The following is a 25,935-nucleotide window of genomic DNA, read 5'->3' as shown; positions in this document are numbered from 1 at the left end:
GCCGCCGGCGATTTTGAGCCGGGCCCTTGGCCATTGCCTGCACAGCCCTGCGCTCCGGTTCCGGTGCGCAGGGCATCATCTTCGTCGAGCCGTGGCCGGGAGGAGGACGATGATGGAGCGGGGAAACAAGAACCGGTTGCGCCCGCCGCTCATGTTCGCCTTCCGCGAGGCGCATCGCAGCAAGGACGCGAAGACGGCGCTCGACCTGCGCGACGATGGCGGCGAGCGCATCATCGCCAACCGCCGCGCCGCGCCGCGCGCCGCGATCACCGAGCCGAAGCTGCGCCGCGAGATCGCGATCGACCTCGGCGCGCTGGTCAACACGATCAACCTCGCCTCGTCGCTCGATCTCTCGCAGCATGAGCACGTCGCGCGCTCCGTGCTCAACCACGGCTTCCCCGACATCACCCGGCTCTCGATCGACGAGTTCCGCGTCAACGCGATCAAGGACGATCTCGCCGACGTGCTGACCCGCTTCGAGCCGCGGCTGATAAGGCAGTCCATCGCGGTCGAGCGCGACGACAGCCTGGACCGGGCCGAGCTCAAGATCCGCTTCGTCGTCCGGGCCGACCTCAACTGCGACCCGCTCAACGTCCCGGTTCAGTTCGTCGCCGATGTCGAGCTCGACAGCGGCAAGATCGCGATCAAGAGCAGCTGATGAATCAGGAATTCCTGGATTTCTACAATCAAGAGCTGCGGCTCTTCACGGAGCATACCAAGGAATTCGCGGAGGAATATCCGGGGATCGCCGAGCGGCTGGGCGGGCTCGTCGGCGACCGCATGGACCCGATGGTCGGCGGCCTGCTCGAGGGCGCGGCCTTCCTCGCCGCCCGCGTCCAGCTCAAGCTCAAGCACGAGTTCCCCGAGTTCACCAACAACCTGCTCGAGCAGCTCATCCCGAACTATCTCGCGCCAACGCCCTCGGCGTTGCTCGCCGGGGTGAAGCCGGTCTTCGGCGATCCGGCCCTGCGCGAAGGCCAACGCATCCCGCGCGGCTCCTATCTCGACGCGACCTATCTGGAGCGCGACCGGCGCGTCGCCTGCCGCTACCGGCTCGGCTCGGACATCACGCTCTGGCCGTTCGACGTGACGGCGGCCGAATATATCCCCGCGCCTGGCCCGCTCCAGGCGCTCGGCCTGCAGACCGGCACGCGCGGGCTCTCGGGCCTGCGCCTGTCGCTGACCCATCGCACCATGGCCAATGCCGAGGAAGAGCCTGCCGCAGCAGTGCCGGCCGCCAAGCAGCCGACGAGCTGGTTCGCCGGCTGCCGCACCAGGGAGCTAAAGGTCCATCTGCTCGGCGCGGAATCGGATGCGATCGCGCTCTACGAGCAGCTCTTCTCCGATCGCGTCGGCATCTATTTCCGTCATCTCGACGCCTTCGGCGACCCGGTCATCACCTCGGGGGCCGAGTGCGGGCTGGAGCAGATCGGCTTCGACGAGGACGAGGCGCTGCTGCCGGCCGATAGCCGCGTCTTCCGCGGCTTCGAATTGCTGCGCGAGCTGTTCTGGTTCCCGCGCAAGTTCCTCGGCTTCAAGCTGACCGGCCTCGCCAAGATCATGCCGCAACTCAAGGCGAAGGCGGTCGACGTCATCTTCGTCTTCGACGAGGTCAACGCCCGGCTCGCCGCCGCGGTGCAGCGCGAGATGTTCTCGCTCTATGCGGCGCCTGCCGTGAACCTGTTCGAGAAGACGGCGGACCGCATCCCGGTGCGCAGCAACCAGCACGAATACCATGTCGTGCCCGATCGCGGCCGCTATCTCGACTACGAGCCGCACAGCATCCTCGACGTCTACGCCCATTATCTCGGCGGGCGCGAGAAGCAGCCGGTGCACCCGCTCTACTCCTCGCCGGAGGGCGCCTCGCCCGAGCTCGGCCTGCTCTACACGCAGCGCCGCCTGCCGCGCCGGCGCTCGGCCGCCGAGCGGCGCTATGGCCGCGCCTCCGACTATACCGGCACCGACATGTTCATCTCGCTGGTCGAGCCGGCGGGGATGAACGACGCGAATTCGGTGGCCGAGCTCAGCGTGCGCGCGCTCTGCTCGAACCGCCACCTCACCGAGCATCTGCCGACCGGCGTCGGCGGCGCCGATTTCCGGCTGATCGACAATGTCGTGCTCGACGTCACCTGCCTGGCCGGGCCGACGCCGCCGCGCGAGCCGATCGTCTCGCAGCTCAAGCTGCGCTCGGAGACGGCGAGCACCGGCGTGGTGACCTGGCGGCTGATCAACCTGCTCAGCCTCAACCAGCTCGGGCTGGTCCAGCGCGGCGCCGGGCAGAACGCCGAGGCCCTGCGCGAGATGCTGGCTTTGTTCGCCGATCTCGCCGACAGCGCCACCGAGCGCCGCATCCGCGGCATCAAGAGCGTCGACAGCCGCCCCGTCATCCGCCGCTTCCCGCAGCGGGCCGGCACCGGCGCGGCGCGCGGGCTCGAGGTCGTGGTCACGCTGGAGGAGAAGGCCTTCGAGGGCAGCGGCGTCTTCCTGCTCGGCGCGGTGCTCGACCGCTTCTTCGCCGAATACGCCGCCATGAACCATTTCACCCAGACCGTGGTCCGCACGGTCGAGCGCGGCGACGTCATGCGCTGGCCGCCCCGCGCCGGCGCGAGGCGCATCCTGTGACCGGCGAGCCCGCCTTGCAAGACGAGGCCGCCCTGCCGCCGGAGCCCGCGCCGCCGCAGGAGGCTGCGCCCGTGCTGCCGCAGCAGCCGCTGCAGAAGGAGCCGAGCTTCGCCGCGCGGCTGCAGGACGAGCCCTGGCGCTTCGACTTCTACGCCACGCTGCGGCGCATCGAGCGCAGCTTCCCCGAGAGCGCCCGCATCGGCGATGCCGCGACGCGGCGCGACGAATATCTAGCGCTCGGCGAGCCCGCCTATATGGAGTTCCCGGCCTCGACCATTGCCCAGGCCGACCACGACGCGCAGGGGCGCATGCGCCTTCTCGTCAAGTTTCTCGGCCTGCTCGGGCCGCAGGGCGCGCTGCCGCTGGCGACGACCGAAGAGACCTTCCACTGGCAGCTGGAGCGCGACGATTCCTTTCCGCGCTTCCTCGACATCCTCAACCACCGCTTCCTGCAATTGTTCTACCGGGCCTGGGCCGATTCCCGCCCGATCGCCCAGCACGACCGCCCCGACCTCGACCGCTTCGCCGCCTATATCGGCAGCATGATCGGGCTGGGCTCGAAGCCCTATCACGGCCTTGATGCGGTGCCCGATCCCGAGAAGCTCGCCCATGCCGGCCTGATCGGCGCGCAGGCCAAATCCGCCTCGCGGCTGCGCAGCTTCCTCTCCGGCCTGTTCGAGGCGGAGGTCGATATCGAGCAGTTCATCGGCATGCGGCTGGTCTTCGATCCCGCCGACCGCACGCGCCTCGGCCAGGGCCATTGCACGCTCGGCGGCGACGCGCTCGTGGGCGCCAGCGTCTACAGCGTCGAGGACAAGTTCCGCGTCCGCATCGTCGCCCGCGACATGGAGCAGTTCTGCCGCTTCCTGCCCAATGGCGACCTCTGCGAGCCGCTGGCCGACGCGGTGTTCTACTATCTCGGCGAGCAGTTCGAATGGGATGTCGAGCTCGCCTTGCCGGTCGGCGAGGTCAAGCCGGTCACGCTCGGCGGCTTCGGCAATCTCGGCTGGACCTCGTGGATGGCGCCGAACTGGGGCGAGAGCGAGGGCGCCTTGCGCCGCGACGCGCGCTTCCACCCGGCCGACCGCATGCGCCAGAAGCGCGCCGCTCAGGCCGCCGGCGAGACGACACAGACTTCACAGCGTAGGGGGTAGCCATGGCCGATATCAGCCTCGAAGCCGTCACAGGCAAGCTCAACCGGGTCGGCTACGAAGCCTTCATCCAGGCCCTCAGGCAGGCCAAGGGCGCGGGCAACCGCAATGTCGAGCTGGCGCATTGGCTCGCGCAGATCCTGCAGCGGCGCTCGACCGATATCGGCCTGACCGCGGCCCATTACGGGCTCGACATGGGCAAGCTCGCTACCGATATCGGCGGGGTCCTCGAAGGCTTCCGCAAGAACGAGACCGAGATGCCGGGCGTCGCCAACAACGTCGTCGACGTGCTCGACCGCGGCTGGCACTACGCCACGCTGTTCTTCGGCGAGACGCAGATCAGGACCGGCCATGTGCTGGTCGCGGCGCTGAAGTCGCTCGACCTGCGCCGCGCGCTGACCGCGATCTCGAAGGAGTTCGGCAAGATTCCGGTCGACGAACTCGCGGTCGGCCACGCCAAGATCTGGGAGGCCTCGGAGGAGGAGAACCTGCGGCCGATGGACGGCTCCGGCCTGCGCGCCGCCGGCACGCCCGGCGCCGAGCAGGCCGAGGGCGCCAAGGGCACGACGGCGCTCGACCGCTTCTCGCAGGACCTCACGGTCAAGGCCAAATCCGGCACGATGGACCCGATCCTCGGCCGCGACGACGAGATCCGCCAGGTCATCGACGTGCTGATGCGCCGGCGCCAGAACAACCCGATCCTTACCGGCGAGGCCGGCGTCGGCAAGACCGCGATCGCCGAGGGCTTTGCCCAGCGCGTCGCCTCGGGCGATGTGCCGCCGCCTTTGCGCGGCGTCCGCGTCTGCGCCCTCGATATCGGCTTGATGCAGGCCGGCGCCTCGATGAAGGGCGAGTTCGAACAGCGCCTGCGCTCGGTCATCGACGAGGTCCAGTCCTCACCGACCCCGGTCATCCTGTTCATCGACGAGGCGCATACGCTGATCGGTGCCGGCGGCCAGGCCGGCACGGGCGACGCCGCCAACCTGCTCAAGCCGGCTCTCGCCCGCGGCACTTTGCGCACCATCGCGGCGACGACCTGGTCCGAGTACCGCCAGTATTTCGAGAAGGACCCGGCGCTGACCCGGCGCTTCCAGCCGGTCCAGGTCGACGAGCCCGACGTCGCACGCTGCTGCACCATGCTGCGCGGCCTGATCGCGCCGATGGAGAAGCACCACAAGGTCCGCATCTCCGATGCCGCGATCGTCGCCGCCGTCCAGCTCTCGCATCGCTACATCCCGGCAAGGCAACTGCCCGACAAGGCGGTCAGCCTGCTCGACACCGCCTGCGCCCGCGTCGCGATCAGCCAAAGCGCCACGCCCGCCGCGATCGAGGATGCCCGCGTCGGCATTTCGGCTTTGGAGCAGGAGAAGGCGAACCTCGTCTCCGACCAGGACCTCGGCGGCGCGCTCAGCGGCCGGCTGGCCGAGATCGACGGCGAGATCGCCGAGCGGACGGCGAAGCTCGGCGAGTTGGAAGCCGCCTGGGCTTCGGAACTGGCGATCGTCGAAGAGATCAAGGCGCTGCGCGCCAAGCTCGGCGAGAAGCCGGCTGATGCGAAGACGGTTGGTGCCGAGGCCAAGCCGGATGCCGAACCCACGCCTGCGACTGACGCTCCGGCCGCTCCGACAGCCGAGCCCGAGATCGATCCCGCCGCGGCCCGCGCCACGCTCGGTGAAAAATTCCAGGCGCTCGGCGAGATCGATCCCGCCAACCGCATGATCTACGCCCATGTCGACGAGCAGTCGGTCGCCTCGGTCGTCTCCGACTGGACCGGCATCCCGGTCGGCCGCATGGTCAAGGACGAGATCGAGACCGTGCTTAATCTCGCCGAGACGCTGAACAAGCGCGTCGTCGGCCAGGGCCACGGCATCAAGATGATCGCCAAGCGCATCGAGACCAGCCGCGCCCGGCTCGACAACCCGAACAAACCGATCGGCGTCTTCATGCTCTGCGGCCCCTCCGGCGTCGGCAAGACCGAGACGGCGCTGGCGCTGGCCGAGGCGCTCTATGGCGGCGAGCAGAACGTCATCACCATCAACATGAGCGAGTTCCAGGAGGCGCACACCGTCTCGACCCTGAAGGGGGCGCCTCCCGGCTATGTCGGCTATGGCGAGGGCGGCCGACTGACGGAAGCCGTGCGCCGCAAGCCCTATTCGGTCGTGCTGCTCGACGAGGTCGAGAAGGCGCACCCCGACGTGCACGAGCTCTTCTTCCAGGTCTTCGACAAGGGCCAGATGGAGGACGGGACCGGACGGCGCATCGACTTCAAGAACACCCTGATCATCCTGACCTCGAATGTCGGCACCGACGAGATCATGCGCATGGCCGGCAAGCCGGAGGAGCGACCGGATTCCGAGGAACTCGCCGTCGCGCTGCGTCCGGCCTTGCTCAAGGTCTTCCCGCCGGCGTTGATCGGGCGCCTCGTGACCATCCCCTATTATCCGCTCTCCGGCGAAATGCTGGGCGGCATCGTCCGGCTCCAGCTCGGGCGCATCGGCAAGCGCCTGCGCGACAACCACAACGCCGCCTTCACCTATGACGACGCGGTGGTCGAGCACATCGTGGCGCAATGCAACGACCCGGATTCGGGCGGCCGCATGATCGACAACATCATCACCAACTCGATGCTCCCGGCGCTCTCGCGCCAGATCCTCAATCTGCAGCTCGAGAAGAAGCCGCTGACCGAGGCGAGCGTCGCGGTCAGCGACGGCCAGTTCGAATACCACTGCGCCTGAGCCCTCGCGCCGCCCTGCGCGGGCGCCACAACCTGCCTATCCCACGACGTCGGAGGCGAAGATGGCGATCACGGTCAAGCCTAAGGATCTGACCGATGGCTTCGAGGCCGCCGGCGGCGGCAACATGCCCTGGCAGCTGATCGAGCGCGGCGGGGCGCGCGGCTTGATCATCAAAGGCGCGGACGATCTCGATTTTGAGGTGTTCTCGGTCGACGGCAACTGGCAGGGCCTGATTTTCTCGGAGACCGACCTGTACAAGGCGGACCATCGCGAGATCTGGCTCTCGGGCCAAAGGCAGGGGCTCTATAGCTTCAATTTCGTCAGCCGATCCTCCGGGGCGACGGTTTACTACATCAATGTCGACGTCGTGAATGAGCTGGAGGTCGTGGCGGCGTTCTACTACCTGCCCGGCGTCCGCAAGAAGTTCAACGTCGAGCAGATCGTCAAGAAGGTGAACGCGATCTGGAACCGCAGCGCCAACGTCACGATCAAGAGCCTCGGCATGTTCGACGAGGGGCTCGGCCAGAAGCTCGACATCCACGAACCCGAGATCTCGCTGGACAACAAGAAGCACCTCGGGGCGCTGATCGACTACGGCAACCACGCCTCGGCCAACTGGCACGTCTATCTGGGCTGGGGCGTCGAGGGCGACATCCCGGGCGAGACCCTGGGTACCCGGACGATCATCGACACGCTCCGGCGCAAGGAGACCGAGCTCGACTTCGTCTCGCACACGATCGCCCACGAACTCGGGCACCGCATCTGCCGGTCTCCGCCCTCGCACGACACGCAGGCCGGCGACCTCATGCTCGAAAAGACCAAGGACGGCCGCAACAACAAGATCCGGCGTCCGCGGGTGAAGCTGGTCAACCGCCCGACGCCTTGATCTCTCCGACTTTGCCAAGGGAGTTTTTGCCATGGCTTTGAAATCACCGCGCTTTGCCTCGAACAATCACCTTCAGCAGGCCGCGACCAATCTGGCGCCGATCCGCCGCGGCTCGACCGGCCCGCATGTCGCGATCGTCCAGCAGGCCTTCATCGATCTCGGGCTCGCCATGGCGATCACCACCAAGAAGGGCGCGCCGGACGGCATCTTCGGCGGCGAGACCGAAAGCCGGGTCTGGCAGTTCCAGGCCAGGACCGGCCTGACCAAGGACGGCGTCATCGGCCGCGAGACGATGACGAAGCTCGACGAGCTGCTGCCGACGAACGATCCGCCGATGCAGCCCCTGCCGCCGTCGGTGATGACACACAAGATCAACGTCCACATGCGCTCGATCGACAATCCCGTCGTGCCGGAGTTCACCCAGCTCAAGGTGATGCAGGACGTCTTCGCGCAGTACATGATCGACGTCATCATGCAGTCGGGCGAGAGCATCGGGCTGGCGCCGGGCGAGCAGCTCACGCTCAACGTCGTCGACGGCGACTGCGAATGGGACCAGGTCTCCGACGAGCAGAAGCTGCTGCAGAATTCCGGCAGCCGGCAGAATGTCGGCCCCAACGACATCACCGTCTATTTCGCGACGGTGCTGCGCGAGAAGAACGGCAGCACGCTGCAAGGCTGCGCCGGCCACGCCCCGACCCGCCCGGCGGTGATGATCGCCGCGAGTGCCATCGACAAGACGACCATGGCGCACGAGGTCTGCCATGCGCTGCTCGGCTCGCATTTCGTGCCGGTCCACACCGACGATTCAGCCAACCTGATGTGCAACGCCGCGGTCTGCACCGGCGCGCCGGCCTATCTGACGGTCTCGCAGCTCAACCGTGTTTTCGCCAGCAAGCTGGTGCATAAACTGCCCTCGTGATCGATTGCGCCTGCCATGCAACCCGCTCGGCTGAAGAAACGTCCGGAAGAGCCTGCCGGTGGGCCGCATGAGCCCGAGACCGGCCGGCGCCAGCGCGCCCCGCGCCCGCGCAGCAAGGTGGGGCGGCTCCTGCGGTTCGTGCTGGTCCTGCTCTGCCTCGTCGCCCTGCCCTGGGCGGGTCTCGCGACCTGGTGGCTTTATCAGGAGCGGGCGGCGCTCGCAGCCCAGCGCGAGGAGCAGGCCTTCCTGCAGAAGAGCTACGAGGAGAAGCTGCGCGTCATGACGCGCCGGCTGGTCAGCGCCATCGCCACCCAGCAGGCCGGCGGCCAGGGTCAGGGCTCGGTCGGGGAGGGCGCCGATGACCGCCTCGCCGACCTGATCGCCAAGCAGGTCGAGCTCGAGACCCGGCAGACCCTGCTCGGCGGCCTGACCGGGCAGGCGATCGCCCCGATCCTGCCCGGTGGCGGCGCGCAGGCGCCGGCCAACGGCATCGATTTCGCCGGCGGGGAAGCGCTGCTCGACCGGCTCGACCCGACCCGCTCCTCGCCGCAGCGGCGCCAGATCGCAGCCCTCAACCGGGCCGGCGAGAAATTGCCCTTGCAGGAGCGGCTGGCGGTGCTCGAGCAATCGCTCGGCCGGGTCGATCTGGAGCAGGGCCGCCAGCTTTCGACGCTGGGCCGCCACCTTGTCGGGCGCGTCCAGGAGATCCGCGCGGCGCTGTCCGAGCTCGGCCTCGACGTCGCGAAGGTCAAGCTGCCGCCGGCGCAATCCGCCATGGGCGGGCCGCTCGTGCCGCTTTCGGTCGCGATGCGGCCCGGCAGCTTCGAATACGGGCTGAAGCAGTTGGACGAGACGAGGCTCGCCTATGGCCGCTGGCGCGATCTTGCGACCATCGTTCCCTTGCGCCGCCCGCTCGACGGGGACGACAGCACGACCAGCAATTTCGGCACGCGCACCGACCCGTTCACCGGCGCCAGCGCAATGCATGCCGGCATGGATTTCCGCGCCGAGACTGGCACGCCCGTCCACGCGCCTGGCGCCGGGAAGGTGCTGCGCGCCGAGGTCGCCGGCGGCTACGGCAACCTGATCGAGCTCGACCACGGCAACGGCCTGACCACGCGCTATGGCCATCTCAGCGCCTTCGACGTCAAGCCGGGCCAGATCGTCGCCGCTGGCACCATCATCGGCCGCATCGGCTCGACCGGCCGCTCGACCGGCCCGCATCTCCACTACGAGACGCGCCATGACGACGAGGCGCTGAACCCGCTGAAGTTCATCCAGGTGGGTGCGCGGCTGTCGCAGGGCTTCAATCCCGGCGCGCCGCTGCGTTGAAGGGCGCGGGGGACCCTCTCCTGTAAGGAGAGGGCAGGGTGAGGTGTAGGCCAGAACACCAGTAAAACTCAGCAAGCAGCGGTCAGCTCACAGCTACAGCGTCAAACGGCCTACACCTCACCCAACCCTCTCCTTACAGGAGAGGGCTCCCGCGGGTTCTCGGAATGCGCTCTGCTCTCACCCCAGCCGGTTCCGGAACATCCACGCCGCGATCGGCAAGGTCACCGCGGCAATCGCCACCAGCGCCAGCATCTCCGGCAGCAGCTGCCCGAACCCGGCCCCCTCCAGATAGACCTGATGCGTGATCGAGATCGCGTAGCGCAGCGGGTTGATGAAGGTGAAGTATTGCAACACCTGCGGCATGTTGCCGATCGGCGAGGTCAGTCCCGAAAGCAGCATGAACGGCATCAGCAGCACGAAGCTGCCGATCATCGCCTGCTGCATGGTGCCGGCGATCGAGGAGATGAACAGCCCGATCCCCACCGAGGCCGCCAGGAACAGCACCAGTCCGCAATACAGGATCAGGTAGCTGCCGGCGAAGGGGATGCGGAACCAGAGCTGCGCCACCAGCAGGATCATCGTCGCCTGGATCAGCCCGACCATCATCGCCGGGACCGCCTTGCCGACCATGATCTCCGAGGGCCGGAACGGCGTCACCAGGAGCTGGTCGAACGTGCCTTCCTCGCGCTCGCGCGCCACCGACATCGCGGTCAGCATCATCGTCATCATCATGGTGATGGTGCCGACCAGCGCCGGGATCATGTACCAGCGCGTCTCCAGGCTGGGGTTGTACCAGGCCCGCGTGGTGATCTGCACGGGAGGGCCGGGCAGCCCATGCGCGGCCTGCCATTCCGCGCCGAAGCTCGTGACGATCTGGCTGACATAGCCCTGCGCCGTTCCGGCCGTGTTCGAGTTGCGGCCGTCTGCGATGACCTGCACGGCAGGCGTGGCGCTGGCCTGCAAGCCGCGCTCGAAATCCTGCGGGATGGTGATGACGAGCAGCGCCCGCTGGTCGTCGATGAACTCGGCGATCTGCCGCTCGACCTCAAGCGTCCCGACGCGGGTGAACACGCCGGAGCCGTCGAGCCGCGAGATCAACGCGCGCGAGGCGGAGCTGCGGTCATGGTCGAGCAGCGCGTAGGAGACGTTGTTGAGGTCGTAGGTCGCGGCATAGCCGAAGACCAGGCACTGGATCACCGGCGGGCCGATCAGGCTGATGCGGCTGCGCGGGTCCTTCAGGATCGCGAGCAGCTCCTTGCGGATGAGGGCGAGGATGCGCAGGAGGCTATCGAGCATGGCTCACCCGATCGTCTTGCGCGTGGCGCGGATGGCGAGCCCCATCAGCAGCGCGGCCATGCCGGCGAGCACGGCGGCGTTGGGCAGGACCACCGCCCAGATGTCGCCGGCCAGGAACAGCGTCTGCAGCACGCTGACGAAATAGCGGGCCGGGAAGATATGGGTGATCGCCTGGATCGCCACCGGCATGCTGCGGATGTCGAACATGAAGCCCGACAGCATCATCGCCGGCAGGAAGGTGACGATGATGGTGATCTGGCTGGCGACGAACTGGCTCTTGGTCACCGAGGAGATCAGCAGGCCGATGCCGAGCGCGACGATAAGGTAGAGCGTCGAGGCGATGACGAGCAGCACCAGCGAGCCGCGGATCGGCACGTCGAACAGGAGCTTGGCGCCGGCGATCGAGAGCGCCAGGCCCATCATCCCCAGCACGAAATAGGGCACGGTCTTGCCGAGCAGGATCTCGGTCGAGCGCACCGGCGTCACGAACAGCGCCTCAAAAGTGCCGCGCTCCCATTCGCGGGCGACGACGAGCGAGGTCAGGAGCGCGCCGATCAGGGTCATCACCAGCACGACTAGGCCGGGCACCAGAAAGTAGCTGCTGTTATTGGCGTCGTTGAACCACATCCGGTTCTCGACATCGATCGGCGGGCCGGTGACGACGCGCCCGAGCGCCGCCTCCCGCGCCATCCAGACCGCGATCGCGCCCTGCGCATAGCCGAGCGAGATGCGGGCGGTATTCGCATCGGTGCCGTGGACGAGGATCTGGATTTCGGCCGTGCCCTGCTCCATCCGGCGGGCGAAATCAGCGGGGATGCGCACGATGGCGTTGACGCTCTTGTCGAGCAACAGGCGCTCGGCCTCGGCCATGGTCTTGACCTCGCGCGCGCTGAAATAGTCGGAGAGTTCGAAGCTGGAGGCTGCACCGCGCGCCTCGGCGGAGCTTTCCTCCATCACGATGGCAACAGGCACGTTCTTGACGTCGAAGGACAGGCCGTAGCCGAACAGCACGAGCAGGACCATCGGCATGATGATGCCGACGATGATGCTGCTCGGGTCGCGGAAGATCTGCCAGGTCTCCTTGCGGATCAGCGCCGAGATGCGCCGCCAGCGGCCGCCGCCGCCATGTGTGGTAACACTGCTCATGCCGCGGCCTTTGGCTGGGCGCGCGCGCTGCGCGCCTGCTCGACGATGGCGATGAAGGCGTCCTCCATCGTCGCCTCCTCGCCGCCCTCGGGCCTGGCATGGGCGCGGATCTCGGCCGGCGTGCCCTCCGCGAGATTCTGCCCGGCATCGAGGATGATGATCCGGTCGCAATACTCCGCCTCTTCCATGAAGTGGGTCGTCACGATCACGGTGACGCCCTGCTCGGAGAGCGCGGTGATGCGGCCCCAGAACTCGCGCCGCGCCATCGGGTCGGCACCGCTGGTCGCCTCGTCGAGGAAGAGGATATCGGGCTCGTGCAACAGCGCTGCCCCCATGGCGAGGCGCTGCTTGAAGCCGCCGGGAAGCTGGATGCTCGGCAGGCTGGCGAACTGGTCGAGCTCGAATTGCCGCTTGGCCCAGGCGATGCGCTCGGCCTTCCTCCGTCCGCGCAGGCCATAGGCGCTGGCGAAGAAGTCGAGGTTCTCGTCGACGCTGAGCTGGCCGTAGAGCGAGAACTTTTGCGCGACGTAGCCGAGCTTCTGCCGCGCCTCGGCCCGCGATGTCCGCAGGTCCGCACCGGCGACTTGCAGCCGCCCGTGCGAGGCCGGCAGCAGGCCGCAGAGCATGCGGAAGGTCGTGCTCTTGCCGGCGCCGTTGGGCCCGAGCAGCCCGTAGATCTCGCCGCGCCGCACCTTGAAGCTGATATGGTCGACGGCGGTGAAATCGCCGAAGCTGCGGACGAGGTCGTCGACCTCGACGACGACGTCGGCGCTATTGCCCGAGACCGGCCGGTCGAGCTCCATGCCGCTGCGCTCGGCTCGTTCGGCCACAGTGGCGAAGAGCACCATGAACCCGTCCTCGAAGCGCGGCTTGGCCGGCCTAGGCGCGGTCTCGTGGCCGTCGATGGCGAGCGCTTCCGTCCCGTCTGGAGCCTCCAGCACGACCCGCACCTGCCCGGCTTCGGGCACGGCGTCGATCACGCCCTTCTGCTGGAACAGCCTGGCCTGCAACGAGCGCGCCGGCATGCCGTCGGGCGTCGCGACGATGAAGACGCGGTCCCTGGCCTCGGCCGTGATCTCATCCGGCGTGCCCTGCGACAGCACCTTGCCGGCATGCATCACCACGGCATGGTCGCAAAGCTCGGCCTCGTCGAGATAGGAGGTGCTGACCACGACGGTGAGCCCGTCCTCGCGCACCAGCTTGAGCACGATCTCCCAGAGCTCGCGGCGCGAAAGCGGGTCGACGCCGACCGTCGGCTCGTCGAGCAGCAGCAGCTCCGGCGCGCGCACCAGCGTGCAGGCGAGGCCGAGCTTCTGCTTCATGCCGCCCGACAGCTTGCCCGCGAGCCGCTCGCGGAAGCGCCCGAGCTGCGTCATCTCGAACAGGCGCGGATAGACCTCCTGGCGCTGCTCCGACGTGACGCCGTGCAGGTCGGCATAGAGGTCGAGGTTCTCCTGGACGCTCAGATCCTCGTAGAGCCCGAATTTCTGCGGCATGTAGCCGATGCGGTCCTGCACTGCCTGCGGATCGCTCGCGACCTTGACGCCGACGACCTCGAGCTCGCCCTGATCCGGCACCATCAGCCCGGCGATCAGGCGCAGCAGCGTGGTCTTGCCGGCGCCATCGGGGCCGACGAGCGCGGTCAGAGTCCCGGCCTTCGCTGCGAACGAGACATCGTCGAGCGCCTTGACGATCTCGCCTGTGCCCCGCTTGAAGCTCTTGTGCAGGTTCTGCGCCGAGACGGGGACAGCCTGCACATCCGCGCTCATGGCTGCGGCTTTCCGGTTTGGCCCGGCGGCAGCGCCTTCGGCTCGGCATCCGGCAGCAGCCGCACCGTCGCCGGCATGCCCAGCCGCAGCACGTCGTTAGGGTCCTCGACGAAGACGCGCACCTCGTAGACCAGGCTGGTGCGCAAATCCTCGGTCTGCACGGTCTTCGGCGTGAACTCGGCGACTGGGGAGATGAAGCCGATCCAGCCGTCGAGCGGCTTGTCGGGGAAGCTGTCGGAGATCACCTTGGTGCGCTCGCCCGAGCGGATATGGCCGAGCTTCGGCTCGGGCACGTAGCTGCGCACCCATTTCGTGCTGCGCTCGGCCAGCGAGAAGACCGGCCGCATCGGCGAGGCCATCTCGCCTGGTTCCATCAGGCGCGAGCGCACGATCGCGTCGAACGGCGCCATCAGCTCGGCATCGGCCAGTTGCTGCCTGATCAACGCAAGCTGCGCCTCGCTGGCTAGGACTTGCGCCTCCGCCTGCTTGATATCCTCGATTCGCGGCCCGACCAGCGCCAGGTCGAGCGAGCTCTTGGCCACTGCGACCTTGGCCGTGGCGACCTCGGCCGCCGCCTTGGCGGCGTCGAGGTCTTGCTGGCTGACGGCATTGGCCGAGAGCGCGCGCCGCCGGTCATACTGCGCCGAGGCGTTGACGGAATCGGCCCGGGCCGAATTCAGGTTGGAGCGCGCCTGCTCGATCTCCTCCGGCCGGCTGCCGTTGCGCAGCTTCAGCAGCGCCGCCTTCTGCGAGGCCAGCGAGGCCTCCGCCTGCGCGACCTGCGGCTTCAGCCGGGACGTGTCGAGCCGCGCCAGCACCTGCCCGGCGCGGACGATGTCGCCTTCCTCGACCAGCACCGCGGCGATGCGCTCGTTGCCGTTGAAGGCGAGCGAGGCCTGGCGCAGGTCGACATTGCCGTAGAGCGTGAGCTCGTCGCTCGTCTTCGGGCGATGCAGGTACCACCACGCTCCGCCGCCGGCGGCGCCGAGGAGGATCAGGAGAAGGAGGATGCGGATTGGCTTGCTCATGGTTGGTCAGGATAAGCGCCTCGCATCGGAAGTCAAATTTAAATTTAAACTCTATCTTTGATTTGTCGCTGCGAGGCGCTATGCTCAAGGCATGATACGCAAATCACCCCGAAAGGTTTCCGGCCGCCGCGAGGACGGCGCCGCGACCAAGGCCCAGATTCTGGAGGCGGCCGGTGAAGTCTTCGCCGAGAAGGGCTTTGACCGCACGACCGGCAAGGAGATCGCCGAGCGGGCCGGCACCAATTCCGCCGCGGTGAACTACTATTATGGCGGTATCGACGGGCTGCATGCCGAGGTGCTGGTCGAGGCGCATCGCCGGCTGGTGACCTACGACACCTTGCGCGCGCTGGCCGAGGCGCCGGGCGAACCCGCCGACAAGCTGCGCATCATCATCCGCATGGTGGTGCTGACGGTGACCGGCCCGGCCTCCTGGCCGCTGCGGGTGCTGAGCCGCGAGGTACTGGCGCCGTCGCCGGCCTTCGTCGTGCTACGCGAGCGCGAGATCCTGCCGAAGAAGCGCATCGTCACCGGCCTCATCGGCGACATTCTGGGCCTGCCGCATGATCACGACGCCGTCGCCCGCTGCGCGCTCAGCGTGGTCGCGCCCTTCGTCGTCATGCTGGTCGGCGACCGGCAGATCCTCAGTCAGGTCTTTCCCGGGCTGGCCTCGGGGCCGGCGGGAATCGAGGAGATCGTCGCGCATTTCCAGCGCTTCGCCTTCGGCGGCATCGCCGCAGTGGCGGCGGAGTTGCGGCAGCAAGAGGTCGAGCGCGGGGAACCCTCTCCTGTAAGGAGAGGGCAGGGTGAGGTGTAGGCCGTTGGACCAGTGAGGCTGAACGCCGTCATTGCGAGCGCAGCGACGCAACCCATGGGGATTGCGCGAGACCCCTTAGGTTGCCTCGCTGCGCTCGCAATGACGGGGTCACGGCAGCAGCGTCAAAGGGCCGACACCTCACCCAACCCTCTCCTTACAGGCAGGGCGATCGCATACGGAAAAAGCCGGCTCTTGCGACCGGAATCGGAACGGGAACAAAACCGAATCGAAGCGCGAAGGTTGCGCTACTCCGACAGGCAATGTTCCCCTTTCCTTCTCCATATGCGATCGCCCTCCCTGGAAGGAGAGGGCTCCCGCGCCTTGTTCGGCAAGGTTGGTTACGGCCGATGCCCGTCATGCGGCAGCGCCGAGCGCCTTTGGATCAGGTCGTCCTTGGCAAACAGCACCGCCAGCCAGTCGACGAAGACACGCACCTTGTTGGAAAGGTGCCGGTTCGGCGGGTAGATGATGTGCAGCGGCTTGGGCGCCGAGCACCAATTGGTCAGGACCGGCACCAGCGCGCCCGACGCGACATGCTCCTGCACCATGAAGGTCGGGGCCTGGATGACGCCGAGCCCGGCCAGCCCGGCGGCGATATAGCCGGTGCCCTCGTTCAGCGAGACGATGTAGTTGCCCCTGACCTCATGCGTCTCCTTGCCGTCGGCATAGGTGAAGGGCGCGGTGCGGCTGGTGCCCGCATAGCGATAGCCGATGACGAAATGGTCCTTCTCCAGGTCGGTCGGGTGCTGCGGCACGCCATGGCGCTGGAGGTAGGAGGGCGAGGCCGAGGTCTCCATGTACATCTCGCCGATGCGCCGGGCGATCAGGTTCTGGTCGGTGATCTCGCCGGCGCGGATGGCGCAGTCGAGGTTCTCGGCCAGCAGGTCGGCCGGCCGGTCGCTCAGGCCGAGGTCGAGCTGGATCTCGGGATAGCGCTCGTGGAATTCGGCGAGGTTGGGAATGATCACCCTGAGCGCCAGCTGCGCGCTGCAATCGACGCGCAGCCGCCCGCTTGGCCGCGCCTGCGACGAGGCCATGCTGCCGTCGAGCTCGTCGATCTCGTTGAGCACGCGCAGCGCCCGCTCGTAATAGGCGGCGCCGTCCATCGTCACGGTGACGCGCCGCGTCGTGCGGTTCAGCAGCTTGGCGCGCAGATGCGTCTCCAGTTGCTGGATGTGCTTGGTCACCGTCGGCTTCGGCATGTCCAGCAGGTCGGCGGCGCGGCTGAAGCTGCCGGCCTCGACGACGCGGGTGAAGGCACGCATGGCGCTGAGCTGGTCCATCACCATCTCCGGATGTGAAGCGAGATCGCGTGATTATTTCTATCTGGAAATAATGAATGAGCAAAGAGGCAGTTTATTCCGAATATGCCCTCGCTTAAATCATGCTGCATCGCAACACCGCCGCCGAGCCCTGTCATGTCCGCTCTGCCGACCATTTCGGAAAGCCGCCCCGCCGCGATTTCGCGGCGCGAGGTGACGCTTGCGGCCAAGCCGGTTTCGCTCGCCGCCCGCATTTATGTATCGGAGGCCCCGGGCAAAAGCCCCGTGCTGGTGATGCATCTGCATGGCGGCACTTTCAATGACGGCTCACTGGATTGCGGTGAGGCCGTTGCGACCATGCTGGCCCGCTCCGGCGCGGCCGTGGTCTCCGTCGAATACCCGCTCGCGCCCGAGCATCGCTTCCCGGATGTGCTCGAAGCCGCCTTCAGCGGGCTCCAGGCCGTCTACAAGAACCGCAGCCGCTGGGCCGCGAAGCATGCGCCGCTCTATGTCGCGGGCGAGGAGGCCGGCGGCAACCTCGCCGCCGCGCTGGCGATGATGGCGCGCGATCGTCAGGGTCCGCCGCTCGCCGGCCAGATCCTGCTTTCGCCGATGCTCGATTCCTGCCTCGGCACCTATTCGCTGCGCGCGGCCGAAGGCGGCCCCGTCGGCTGCCGCTGGGCCGATGGCTGGCACGATTATCTCGGCTCGCCCGACAAGGCGGCCCATCCCTATGCCTGCCCGCTTGGCGCCTCGCGCCTGGCCGGGCTGGCGCCTGCGCTGCTGATCACCGCCGAGGATGATCCGATGCGCGATGAAACAGCCGATTACGGGCACCGGTTGCAGGAAGCGGGTGTTTTCGTCCGCAGCCATCTGCAACCTGCGCCCAGCAACTGGCCCGAGGCCTATGCCGAGGGTCCGAAGGAAGGCTCCTGCCTCTGTCTGGCACGTGACCATGTAAGCAAGTTCTTCGAAGCCACCGCACCGTCCTGATCCGGACGCCGCGGCCGCTATTTCGTTTTTCAATCTCTCGGAAGGAATGAACCCATGATTCAGGGAACGATCCGTCGCGCCTTGTTGGGCGGTAGCCTCGCCGCCTCCGTCTCCGTCGCCGCCGTGCTGCTCGTGATGAATGGCTCGGCGCAGGGCGACACCACCCCGCCTGCGCCGCCCGCGACCCCGGTTTCGGTCGCGACGGTCGAGCAGCGCGACCTCATCAACTGGGGCGAGTATTCCGGCCGGCTGGAGGCGGTCGAGCGCGTCGAGCTGCGTTCGCGCGTCTCCGGCGTCGTCGAGGCCGTGCATTTCCAGCAGGGCAGCCTGGTCAAGCAGGGCGACCTGCTCTTCAGCATCGACCAGGCGCCCTACCAGGCCGAGTTCGAGCGCACCCAGGCGCAGGTCGTGGCGGCCGAGGCTCGCGTGGCGCTTGCCGCCACCGAGCATGAGCGCGGCCAGCGCCTGATGTCGACGCAGAACGTCTCGCAACGCGATCTCGACACGAGGTTGAACGCGCTGCGTGAAGCCCAGGCCAACCAGAAGGCCGCTGAAGCAGCCGTGCGGACAGCCCGGCTCAACCTTGACTACACGCAGATCCGCGCCCCGATCAGTGGCCGCATCGGCCGGCTCGAGGTCACGATCGGCAATCTCATCGCCGCCGGCGCCGGCTCCTCGCTGCTGACCACGCTGGTCTCGGTCGATCCGATCTATGCCAGCTTCAATGCCGACGAGAAGACCGTGCTCCTGGCGCTGGCAACGTTGCCGCCGGCCAATGGCGGTCCGCGCCGGCTCGACCTGATCCCGGTCCAGATGAGCACGGTGACGAACGAGGGCACGCCGATCACCGGCAAGCTCCAGTTCGTCGACAACGCCGTCGATGCCGGCAGCGGCACGGTGCGCGTCCGCGCCATCTTCGACAACCCCGATGGTGCGCTGATGCCGGGCCAGTTCGTCCGCATCCGCCTCGGCCAGGCCCGCTCCGAACCGGCGCTGGTCATCAATGAGCGCGCCGTCGGCACCGACCAGAACAAGAAGTTCGTCTTCGTGGTCGGCCCCGACAGCAAGGCCTCCTGGCGCGAGGTCACGCTCGGCGCCGGCGCCGAGGGACTGCGCATCGTCACCAGCGGTCTGAAGGCGGGTGAGCAGATCGTCGTCAACGGCCTGCAGCGCGTCCGCCCTGGCGCGACCGTCGCGCCCGAGCAGGTGCCGATGGCCGAGAAGACCGAGCTGCGCCAGCAGGTCGCCAAGAACCAACCCAACGAAAGCACGGACGTCGCCCAGCGCTGACGCCGTGATCCGGAAACATAACCCCGGCACATCCTAGCCGCGGAGCCCCTGAGGCCCGCGGCGCTGCCGGAGGTCTGGCCAAGGGGGCCGACATGAACCTCTCAAAATTCTTCATCGACCGCCCGATCTTCGCGGGCGTTCTCTCCGTCCTGATCCTGATCGCGGGACTGCTCTCGCTGCGCGTGCTGCCGATCTCGGAATATCCCGAGGTCGTGCCGCCGACCATCGTGGTGCGCGCGCAGTACCCGGGTGCCAACCCGCGCGTCATCGCCGAGACCGTCGCGACGCCGATCGAGGAGCAGATCAACGGCGTCGAGGGCATGCTCTACATGTCGAGCCAGGCGACGACCGACGGCGTGATGACTCTGAACGTCACCTTCAAGCTCGGCACCGATCCCGACAAGGCCCAGCAGCTCGTCCAGAACCGCGTCAGCCAGGCCGAGCCGCGGCTGCCGGAGGAGGTGCGCCGCCTCGGCGTCACCACGATCAAGAGTTCGCCCGACCTGACGATGGTGGTGCACATCACCTCGCCGAACGGTCGCTACGACATGACCTATCTGCGCAACTACGCCGTCCTCAACGTCAAGGACCGGCTGGCGCGCATCGACGGCGTCGGCCAGGTCCAGCTCTTCGGCTCGGGCGACTATTCGCTGCGCGTCTGGCTCGATCCGCAGCGCATGGCCGAGCATGGCCTGTCGCCGAGCGATGTCGTCAACGAGATCCGCGCCCAGAACGTCCAGGCCGCCGCCGGCGTCATCGGCTCCTCGCCGAACGCCCCCGGCCTCGACCTGCAGCTTTCGGTGAATGCGCAGGGCCGCCTCCAGAACGAGGAGGAGTTCGGCGACATCATCATCAAGACCAGCGCGACCGGCGCCGTCACCCGCCTGCGCGACGTTGCCCGCCTCGAACTCGGCGCTGCCGACTACTCGCTGCGCTCGCTGCTCAACGGCAAGTCGGCCGTCGCCGTCCCGGTCTTCCAGGCGCCGAACTCGAACGCCATCGCCATTGCCGACCGCGTGCGGGAGGTGATGCACGAGATCAAGCAGAACATGCCCGAGGGCGTCGACTACTCGATCGTCTACGACACCACGCAGTTCGTGCGCGCCTCGATCGAGGCCGTCGTCCACACGCTGCTGGAGGCGATCGCGCTCGTCGTGCTCGTCGTCATCATCTTCCTGCAGACTTGGCGCGCCTCGATCATCCCGCTCGTCGCCGTGCCGATCTCGGTCATCGGCACCTTCGCGGTGATGTATCTCTTCGGCTTCTCCATCAACGCGCTCAGCCTGTTCGGCCTGGTGCTGGCGATCGGCATCGTCGTCGACGACGCCATCGTCGTGGTCGAGAATGTCGAGCGCAACATCGAGAACGGCCTGGAGCCGCGCGAGGCGACCTACAAGGCGATGCGCGAGGTCTCCGGTCCGATCATCGCGATCGCACTCGTGCTCGTCGCGGTCTTCGTCCCGCTCGCCTTCATCAGCGGCCTGACCGGCCAGTTCTATCGCCAGTTCGCGCTCACCATCGCGATCTCGACGGTGATCTCGGCGATCAACTCCCTGACGCTCTCGCCTGCGCTCGCCGCGCTGCTGCTGCGCTCGCACCATGCGCCGAAGGACCTGCTCACACGCGTCATGGACGGCGCCTTCGGCTGGTTCTTCCGCGGCTTCAATCGCTTCTTCAACCGCAGTTCGCAGGCCTATGGCGGCGGCGTGAAGCGCATCCTCGGCCGCAAGACCGTGATGATGGTGGTCTATGTCGGCCTCGTCGCCCTGACGGTCGGCCTGTTCCGCACCATTCCCGGCGGCTTCGTGCCGGGCCAGGACAAGCAGTACCTCGTCGGCTTCGCCCAGCTGCCTGATGCCGCCACGCTCGACCGCACCGAGGACGTCATCCGGCGCATGGACGAGATCGCCCTGAAGCATCCCGGCGTCGAGAACGCGATCTCCTTCCCGGGCCTGTCGATCAACGGCTTCACCAACTCGTCCAATGCCGGCATCGTTTTCGTCGGGCTGAAGTCCTTCGACCAGCGCAAGACGCCCGACCTGAACGGCGCCGCTATCGCCATGCAGCTCAACAAGGAGTTCGCCGGCATCAAGGAGGCGTTCATCGCCATGTTCCCGCCGCCGCCCGTCCAGGGCCTCGGCACGATCGGCGGCTTCAAGCTGCAGATCGAGGACCGCGCCGGCCTCGGCTACAAGGCGCTGGACGAGGTGACCAAGGCCTTCATGGCCAAGGCCGCCACTGCTCCTGAACTGGCGGGCATGTTCTCGAGCTTCCAGGTCAACGTCCCGCAGCTCTATGCCGATATCGACCGCACCAAGGCGCGCCAGCTCGGCGTCGCCGTGACCGATGTCTTCGAGACGCTGCAGATCTATCTCGGCTCGTCCTATGTCAACGACTTCAACAAATTCGGCCGCACCTACACCGTGCGCGTCCAGGCCGATGCGCCCTTCCGCGCCTATGCCGAGGATATCGGCAAGCTGAAGGTCCGCTCGAGCTCGGGCGAGATGGTGCCGCTCAACGCCGTGCTGAACGTGCGCAACGACACCGGCCCGGAACGCGCCATGCGCTATAACGGCTTCCTCAGCGCCGACATCAACGCCGGCGCCGCCCCCGGCTATTCCTCCGGCCAGGCCCAGGCCGCGGCCGAGCGCATCGCCAACGAGACGCTGCCCAAGGGCTTCGCCTTCGAATGGACCGAGCTGACCTATCAGGAGATCCTGGCCGGCAACTCGTCTCTGCTCGTCTTCCCGCTGGCGATCCTGCTCGTCTTCCTGGTGCTCGCCGCCCAGTACGAGAGCCTGACGCTGCCGATCGCGATCATCATGATCATCCCGATGGGCCTGCTCGCGGCGATGACCGGCGTCTGGTACACGGGCGGGGACAACAACGTCTTCACCCAGATCGGCCTCGTCGTCCTAGTGGGGCTATCGGCCAAGAACGCGATCCTGATCGTCGAATTCGCACGCGAGCTCGAATTCGAGGGCAGGACGCCGGTCGAGGCCGCGATCGAGGCCAGCCGCCTGCGCCTCAGGCCGATCCTGATGACCTCGCTCGCCTTCATCATGGGCGTGGTTCCGCTGGTGACCTCGACCGGCGCCGGCGCCGAGATGCGTCATGCGATGGGCGTCGCGGTCTTCGCCGGCATGATCGGCGTCACCGCCTTCGGCATCTTCCTGACGCCGGTCTTCTACGTGCTGATGCGCAAGCTCACCGGCAACAAGCCGCTGAAGAACATCGAGCAGGAATTGGCGCAGCAGCACGACGTGCCAAAGGCGGCCTGAGGTTCTCCGCACGACCTCAAGCCGTTCGAGAACGCGCCGGGCTGGTCCCCGGCGCGTTTTTCATTTGCGCTCCAACCAGCCGCGGTAGTGCACCACCGTCCCGACCAGCGGCAGCGCGATCGGCACGTCGAACTGGAAGCGTCCATCCGCCTCCCATTCCCGCGCCAGCGAGCGCGGCGCGAGCGCAAGGGGGAGGGGAACAGGCCCCAGCCACCAGCGCTTGAGATGCATCGCGAGCCCTCTGTCATCGGCTTCGAGATGGAAGCCGAAGCGCAACAGTCCGAAGCGCTCGACGAGGTGTTCGCCGTGCTGCGAGAGTTCGCTGGTGAAGCGGTTCCCCGAAAAATCGCGCGTCCACGTCTCGGCGCCGTCCTTCTCCGTGAAGGAGACATGCAGCACGTGCTCGCCTTCAGCCGGAAAGCCGAAGACAGCCGCGACGAGCCGGGCCACTGGGTTGTTGCCGCGCGTCACGGTGCCCCGGCCGCTCGCGCCATCGTCGCGCAGCACGCCATGCATGGCACGGACGGAAGCCGGCATCGCTAGGAAACGCGCGCCCAACACCCGCTCATAGAGCGCCGCCGGTTGCGGCCACTCGGTTGCCTCATGGCGAATGGCGAGGGCGGAGAAAGCCGGCTCGAACTCGGCCAGCGCCAGCAACTCCCCGGCATCGCGCGCGCCGGGCGCGATGCTTCCGGCGGCCAGCCTGTCGACGAGGATCGCCGCTGCCAGGCCAGGAATCTCCGGCCCGTCGCCGCCGCTCGCAATCAGAGTCCAGCGCCGCTCGACGCGCCTGCCGCCGGCCAGGCCGAACAGCCGCACCATCATGCCGGAGCGGTCGCTGCCGAAGCCCGAGGTCAACTTCTGCGCCCGCAGCACCAGCGGCACGAAGCGCGAGAGATCGGCGAGCCAACCCCAGCGCACCGGCCAACTCGCCAGCCAGAGCGCGAGGTTCTGCACGGCCAGCTCGGTGCCAGCCCGGAACGTCACAGCAGGCCTGCCCGGCAGCCGCTCGGGCAGCAGGGCAAGGTCGGGCACATCGGCGAGGCCTACCACACGGCCGCGCAGCGTCGCTTCGCCCGTGATCGAGAAGTCGAGCCGTTGCAGATCCTGCCAGCCATGGCCGGTATGGGGGCGGCGCCCGCGCCAGAGCGGGATCGCCTTGCCGATATAGGAGAAGATCGCCTTGGTGACCGAAGGCCCGGCTGTGGCGCGGTTCGAGGCGCTGATCGCCATCTCGACGGCGCTGATGCGCTCCACCCCCACTGCAAGCTCGCGCACCACCGCGCCCGAGAGGGCAGGTACACTGGAGGCGCCGGCAATGACCGCGACGCCTGCCGCTAGCGCCGCCTCATCCAGCACACCGATGCCGCCGACGAACTCCCGTCCATCGGCAATGTCGAGATAATGGCAGCCCGCCGCGATGCAGGCCTGCGCCACGTCATAGCCGGTGCCCTGGAAAGGCCCGGCCGCATCGATCAGCGCAAAGGGGCGGTGCTCCGCCAGCGCCGCCGCGAGCCCAAGATCGCGATCGAGCCCGAGCGGGGTGAGGCTGGGCTGCCCCTCGCAGAAGCGCTCGGCCTTCTCGCGGCTGCGCCCGGCGACCAGCACCTCATGCCCGGCCGCGGCAAGCCGCCGCGCGATCCGGGCGCCGAAGCCGCCATAGCCGCCGAGCAAGAGCACCTTCACAGGATGCGGTCCGCGACATCCGGCGTCGGCCGCCAGCAGGTCTCTCGCCGGCCGAACCAGCGATAGCGGTTGCGTGCAATGAGCCGATAGAGCCGGTCGCGTAGCGCACGCGGGATGAGTTTTGCGACGAGCGCCGCCCGCCATGGCCAGCCGAGCCCGGCGGCGATGCCGATCGCGGCGTCGGAATGGCTCTGCACCCGGCCATTCTCGACCAGCAGCATCGTCTCGAAATCTTCCGTCGGCAGGCCGAGCCTTCGATAGAGCTCCTGCCCGAGCGGCCCCTGCGCCGTGGTCAGGTTGAAGCGGCGCGCGCGGTCGTTGCGCATCACGAACTGCGCCTGCGCCGAGCACATCACGCAATCGCCGTCGAAGACGATCAGGGGCCGGTCGCGCGTCCCGGCCGCCAGCGCGGGGCCGAGATCGGGTGGAGCCTGCGCGTTCAGCCCGAGCGACCGCAATGGCCAGCCGATCAGCCCGCTCACCATCGCCGCCAGGATCCATGGCGCCGGCGGGATGCGCGAGAGCGGCCCGGCGATGCGGTCGCGCAGCAGAGGCAGGGCTTGGCTGTCCGATTGATAGACCGGCGTGAACAGCGCGCTCATGCCCTGGTAGAGCCGGACATGCCGCTGGCGCAGCGCCACGGCGCGGGCGGGCGCGATGGCCAGGTCAGCGCTCTCGCGCAGCGCCTTGGCCAGTGCATAGGCATCGAGCAGCGCCATGTTGGCGCCCTGGCCGAGCTGCGGGCTGGTCGAGTGCCAGGCATCGCCGAGATGGATCAGGCCGGGCTGAGCCGGCTGCGGCAGCGTGCGGTGCGCATAGCGCGCGAAGGTCAGCTGCTCCGGGGCCGTGACCTGATCGAGGAAGGGCGCCGTCGCCGGCCAGAGCTTCAGCACCTCCGCCTTCCACGAGGCAAGCCCCGCCTGCCGCCAGGCGTCGAGCTGGTCGGTGCGCAGCGACCAGAAGAAGGTCGCCTTCGGCGCGTCTGTGGGCGAGGGGCGGCCGATCGGCAGGATGCCGACCATGCGGTTCGCCCGGACATAGCGCTGCTCCAGCGCGGCCTTGTCGAAGCCGGCGCCCTCCACCCAGTCGAGGCTCGCCCAGAACGCGCCATAGGCCAGGGCGCGTCCGGTTGGCGGCGCAAGCGGGCTCGACGTGCCCAGCGCATCGACGACGAGGTCGAACGGTCCGGCCGGCTCGCCATCAGCGAAGATCAACATGCGAGCGCCAGCCGCGGTCGGCTCGGCCGAAGCCACGCTGCGTCCGGTGATGATGGGAATCTGCGCGGCGACCGCGGCGGCGTGGAGAGCGTTGAACAGTGCGGCGCGGTGGATGCCGATGCCATGGCCCGCCCCATCCCCGAGCGCGGCATAGCGCACGTCGAGCACGATGCGCTCGGAGGGCACGGAGCGTCCGAACAGCCGGTCGATCCGCGCGCCGGCTGCAAGGATTTCCTCGGCCAGCCCCAGCTCGCGCAGCACGGCGAGCCCGGTCGGCTGGATCATCAGCCCGGAGCCGACCGGGCCGGCCGCCTCGAAGCGCTCGTAGATGGTGACGCGATGGCCGTCGCGCTGAAGCAGCAGGGCTGCCGCCAGGCCGGCCGGTCCGCATCCCGCGATCGCTACGGTCTTGGCTCGCATGAACTCGGTCTGGGCAGCAGGCGGATGCGCTCGTGGCGTCAGAGCCTATGGCATTGCGGCGGAGCGGGCAACGCGTGCGGGCAGGTTG

General features: G+C 67.9%; 18 protein-coding genes. 11 read left to right on the top strand and 7 right to left on the bottom strand.

What is annotated here, in order from left to right; translation table 11 throughout:
* The first annotated feature begins 109 nt into the window (after window positions 1-109).
* The 7 genes from DWF00_RS17275 to DWF00_RS17245 all read left to right on the top strand — a co-directional run bounded on the left by DWF00_RS17275 (window position 110) and on the right by DWF00_RS17245 (window position 9,645).
* Window positions 110-658, top strand: a complete 549-nt coding sequence (locus tag DWF00_RS17275) for a type VI secretion system baseplate subunit TssE (RefSeq protein WP_245974028.1) — start codon at window positions 110-112, stop codon at window positions 656-658.
* Entirely contained in the window at window positions 658-2,622 is a 1,965-nt protein-coding gene (gene tssF / locus DWF00_RS17270; protein WP_114828961.1) for a type VI secretion system baseplate subunit TssF, read from the top strand. Before DWF00_RS17275 ends, tssF begins: the two co-directional genes overlap by 1 nt.
* Complete coding sequence (tssG, locus tag DWF00_RS17265) at window positions 2,619-3,776, top strand: type VI secretion system baseplate subunit TssG (protein ID WP_342769110.1); 1,158 nt, start codon at window positions 2,619-2,621, stop codon at window positions 3,774-3,776. Before tssF ends, tssG begins: the two co-directional genes overlap by 4 nt.
* Window positions 3,777-3,778: 2 nt before the next feature.
* Window positions 3,779-6,508: a type VI secretion system ATPase TssH gene (tssH, locus tag DWF00_RS17260; protein WP_114828960.1), complete on the top strand. Its 2,730-nt coding sequence runs from the start codon at window positions 3,779-3,781 to the stop codon at window positions 6,506-6,508.
* 61 nt (window positions 6,509-6,569) lie between these two features.
* Window positions 6,570-7,394 carry a hypothetical protein gene (locus DWF00_RS17255; RefSeq protein ID WP_114828959.1) on the top strand — a complete coding sequence of 275 codons (825 nt, stop codon included), beginning with the start codon at window positions 6,570-6,572 and terminating at the stop codon, window positions 7,392-7,394.
* A 31-nt stretch (window positions 7,395-7,425) separates the two neighbouring features.
* Window positions 7,426-8,313 carry a peptidoglycan-binding domain-containing protein gene (locus DWF00_RS17250; protein WP_114828958.1) on the top strand — a complete coding sequence of 296 codons (888 nt, stop codon included), beginning with the start codon at window positions 7,426-7,428 and terminating at the stop codon, window positions 8,311-8,313.
* A gap of 15 nt (window positions 8,314-8,328) precedes the next feature.
* Window positions 8,329-9,645, top strand: a complete 1,317-nt coding sequence (locus DWF00_RS17245) for a M23 family metallopeptidase (RefSeq protein WP_114828957.1) — start codon at window positions 8,329-8,331, stop codon at window positions 9,643-9,645.
* Between the two features lie 177 nt (window positions 9,646-9,822).
* Here DWF00_RS17245 and DWF00_RS17240 read toward each other — a convergent pair whose 3' ends face one another.
* From DWF00_RS17240 to DWF00_RS17225, 4 genes are read right to left on the bottom strand one after another with little or no spacing between them, the layout of a single operon-like run.
* On the bottom strand, window positions 9,823-10,941 hold the full coding sequence (locus DWF00_RS17240) for an ABC transporter permease (RefSeq protein ID WP_114828956.1): 1,119 nt from the start codon (window positions 10,939-10,941) through the stop codon (window positions 9,823-9,825).
* A 3-nt stretch (window positions 10,942-10,944) separates the two neighbouring features.
* Window positions 10,945-12,087 carry an ABC transporter permease gene (locus DWF00_RS17235; protein ID WP_114828955.1) on the bottom strand — a complete coding sequence of 381 codons (1,143 nt, stop codon included), beginning with the start codon at window positions 12,085-12,087 and terminating at the stop codon, window positions 10,945-10,947.
* Window positions 12,084-13,856, bottom strand: coding sequence for an ATP-binding cassette domain-containing protein (locus DWF00_RS17230; protein WP_114828954.1), 1,773 nt, complete (start codon window positions 13,854-13,856; stop codon window positions 12,084-12,086). The genes DWF00_RS17235 and DWF00_RS17230 overlap by 4 nt, the downstream gene beginning before the upstream one ends.
* The gene (locus DWF00_RS17225; RefSeq protein WP_114828953.1) at window positions 13,853-14,884 is read right to left on the bottom strand and encodes an HlyD family secretion protein; all 1,032 of its coding nucleotides are present in this window, start codon (window positions 14,882-14,884) and stop codon (window positions 13,853-13,855) included. Before DWF00_RS17225 ends, DWF00_RS17230 begins: the two co-directional genes overlap by 4 nt.
* Window positions 14,885-14,975: 91 nt before the next feature.
* On the opposite strand from DWF00_RS17225, the gene DWF00_RS17220 reads away from it, so the two are divergent.
* Window positions 14,976-15,698, top strand: a complete 723-nt coding sequence (locus tag DWF00_RS17220; RefSeq protein WP_114828952.1) for a CerR family C-terminal domain-containing protein — start codon at window positions 14,976-14,978, stop codon at window positions 15,696-15,698.
* A gap of 338 nt (window positions 15,699-16,036) precedes the next feature.
* Here the strand turns inward: DWF00_RS17220 and DWF00_RS17215 are convergent, their stop codons facing one another.
* Window positions 16,037-16,981 carry a LysR family transcriptional regulator gene (locus DWF00_RS17215; protein ID WP_114828951.1) on the bottom strand — a complete coding sequence of 315 codons (945 nt, stop codon included), beginning with the start codon at window positions 16,979-16,981 and terminating at the stop codon, window positions 16,037-16,039.
* Window positions 16,982-17,116: 135 nt separating this feature from the next.
* Here DWF00_RS17215 and DWF00_RS17210 point away from each other — a divergent pair, with 135 nt between their 5' ends.
* The 3 genes from DWF00_RS17210 (at window position 17,117) to DWF00_RS17200 (ending at window position 22,524) form a co-directional block, all read left to right on the top strand.
* Complete coding sequence (locus DWF00_RS17210; RefSeq protein WP_114828950.1) at window positions 17,117-17,953, top strand: alpha/beta hydrolase fold domain-containing protein; 837 nt, start codon at window positions 17,117-17,119, stop codon at window positions 17,951-17,953.
* 54 nt (window positions 17,954-18,007) lie between these two features.
* Complete coding sequence (locus tag DWF00_RS17205) at window positions 18,008-19,243, top strand: efflux RND transporter periplasmic adaptor subunit (RefSeq protein WP_114828949.1); 1,236 nt, start codon at window positions 18,008-18,010, stop codon at window positions 19,241-19,243.
* Between the two features lie 92 nt (window positions 19,244-19,335).
* Window positions 19,336-22,524: an efflux RND transporter permease subunit gene (locus tag DWF00_RS17200; protein WP_114828948.1), complete on the top strand. Its 3,189-nt coding sequence runs from the start codon at window positions 19,336-19,338 to the stop codon at window positions 22,522-22,524.
* Window positions 22,525-22,584: 60 nt separating this feature from the next.
* On the opposite strand, the gene DWF00_RS17195 is transcribed toward DWF00_RS17200, so the two are convergent.
* Together DWF00_RS17195 and DWF00_RS30060 are read right to left on the bottom strand one after the other, a co-directional pair.
* Entirely contained in the window at window positions 22,585-24,210 is a 1,626-nt protein-coding gene (locus DWF00_RS17195; protein WP_245974026.1) for a DUF4166 domain-containing protein, read from the bottom strand.
* On the bottom strand, window positions 24,207-25,847 hold the full coding sequence (locus tag DWF00_RS30060) for a DCC1-like thiol-disulfide oxidoreductase family protein (protein WP_181832602.1): 1,641 nt from the start codon (window positions 25,845-25,847) through the stop codon (window positions 24,207-24,209). The genes DWF00_RS17195 and DWF00_RS30060 overlap by 4 nt, the downstream gene beginning before the upstream one ends.
* Between the last annotated feature and the right edge of the window lie 88 nt (window positions 25,848-25,935).

This window comes from Allobosea caraganae (assembly GCF_003351345.1).
In the GTDB taxonomy this organism is placed as follows: Bacteria; Pseudomonadota; Alphaproteobacteria; order Rhizobiales; family Beijerinckiaceae; genus Allobosea; species Allobosea caraganae.
The sequence above is the reverse complement of the archived record's forward strand: the minus strand, read 5'-3'. Positions and strand labels throughout refer to the sequence as shown.

Excerpts from the sequence above, each read along its gene's own strand:
- DWF00_RS17275 (WP_245974028.1), top strand. The coding sequence starts at position 110 with ATGATGGAGCGGGGAAACAAGAACCGGTTGCGCCCGCCGCTCATGTTC.
- tssF (WP_114828961.1), top strand. The coding sequence starts at position 658 with ATGAATCAGGAATTCCTGGATTTCTACAATCAAGAGCTGCGGCTCTTC.
- tssH (WP_114828960.1), top strand. The coding sequence starts at position 3,779 with ATGGCCGATATCAGCCTCGAAGCCGTCACAGGCAAGCTCAACCGGGTC.
- DWF00_RS17255 (WP_114828959.1), top strand. The coding sequence starts at position 6,570 with ATGGCGATCACGGTCAAGCCTAAGGATCTGACCGATGGCTTCGAGGCC.
- DWF00_RS17250 (WP_114828958.1), top strand. The coding sequence starts at position 7,426 with ATGGCTTTGAAATCACCGCGCTTTGCCTCGAACAATCACCTTCAGCAG.
- DWF00_RS17245 (WP_114828957.1), top strand. The coding sequence starts at position 8,329 with ATGCAACCCGCTCGGCTGAAGAAACGTCCGGAAGAGCCTGCCGGTGGG.
- DWF00_RS17240 (WP_114828956.1), bottom strand. The coding sequence starts at position 10,941 with ATGCTCGATAGCCTCCTGCGCATCCTCGCCCTCATCCGCAAGGAGCTG.
- DWF00_RS17235 (WP_114828955.1), bottom strand. The coding sequence starts at position 12,087 with ATGAGCAGTGTTACCACACATGGCGGCGGCGGCCGCTGGCGGCGCATC.
- DWF00_RS17230 (WP_114828954.1), bottom strand. The coding sequence starts at position 13,856 with ATGAGCGCGGATGTGCAGGCTGTCCCCGTCTCGGCGCAGAACCTGCAC.
- DWF00_RS17225 (WP_114828953.1), bottom strand. The coding sequence starts at position 14,884 with ATGAGCAAGCCAATCCGCATCCTCCTTCTCCTGATCCTCCTCGGCGCC.
- DWF00_RS17220 (WP_114828952.1), top strand. The coding sequence starts at position 14,976 with ATGATACGCAAATCACCCCGAAAGGTTTCCGGCCGCCGCGAGGACGGC.
- DWF00_RS17215 (WP_114828951.1), bottom strand. The coding sequence starts at position 16,981 with ATGGACCAGCTCAGCGCCATGCGTGCCTTCACCCGCGTCGTCGAGGCC.
- DWF00_RS17210 (WP_114828950.1), top strand. The coding sequence starts at position 17,117 with ATGTCCGCTCTGCCGACCATTTCGGAAAGCCGCCCCGCCGCGATTTCG.
- DWF00_RS17205 (WP_114828949.1), top strand. The coding sequence starts at position 18,008 with ATGATTCAGGGAACGATCCGTCGCGCCTTGTTGGGCGGTAGCCTCGCC.
- DWF00_RS17200 (WP_114828948.1), top strand. The coding sequence starts at position 19,336 with ATGAACCTCTCAAAATTCTTCATCGACCGCCCGATCTTCGCGGGCGTT.
- DWF00_RS30060 (WP_181832602.1), bottom strand. The coding sequence starts at position 25,847 with ATGCGAGCCAAGACCGTAGCGATCGCGGGATGCGGACCGGCCGGCCTG.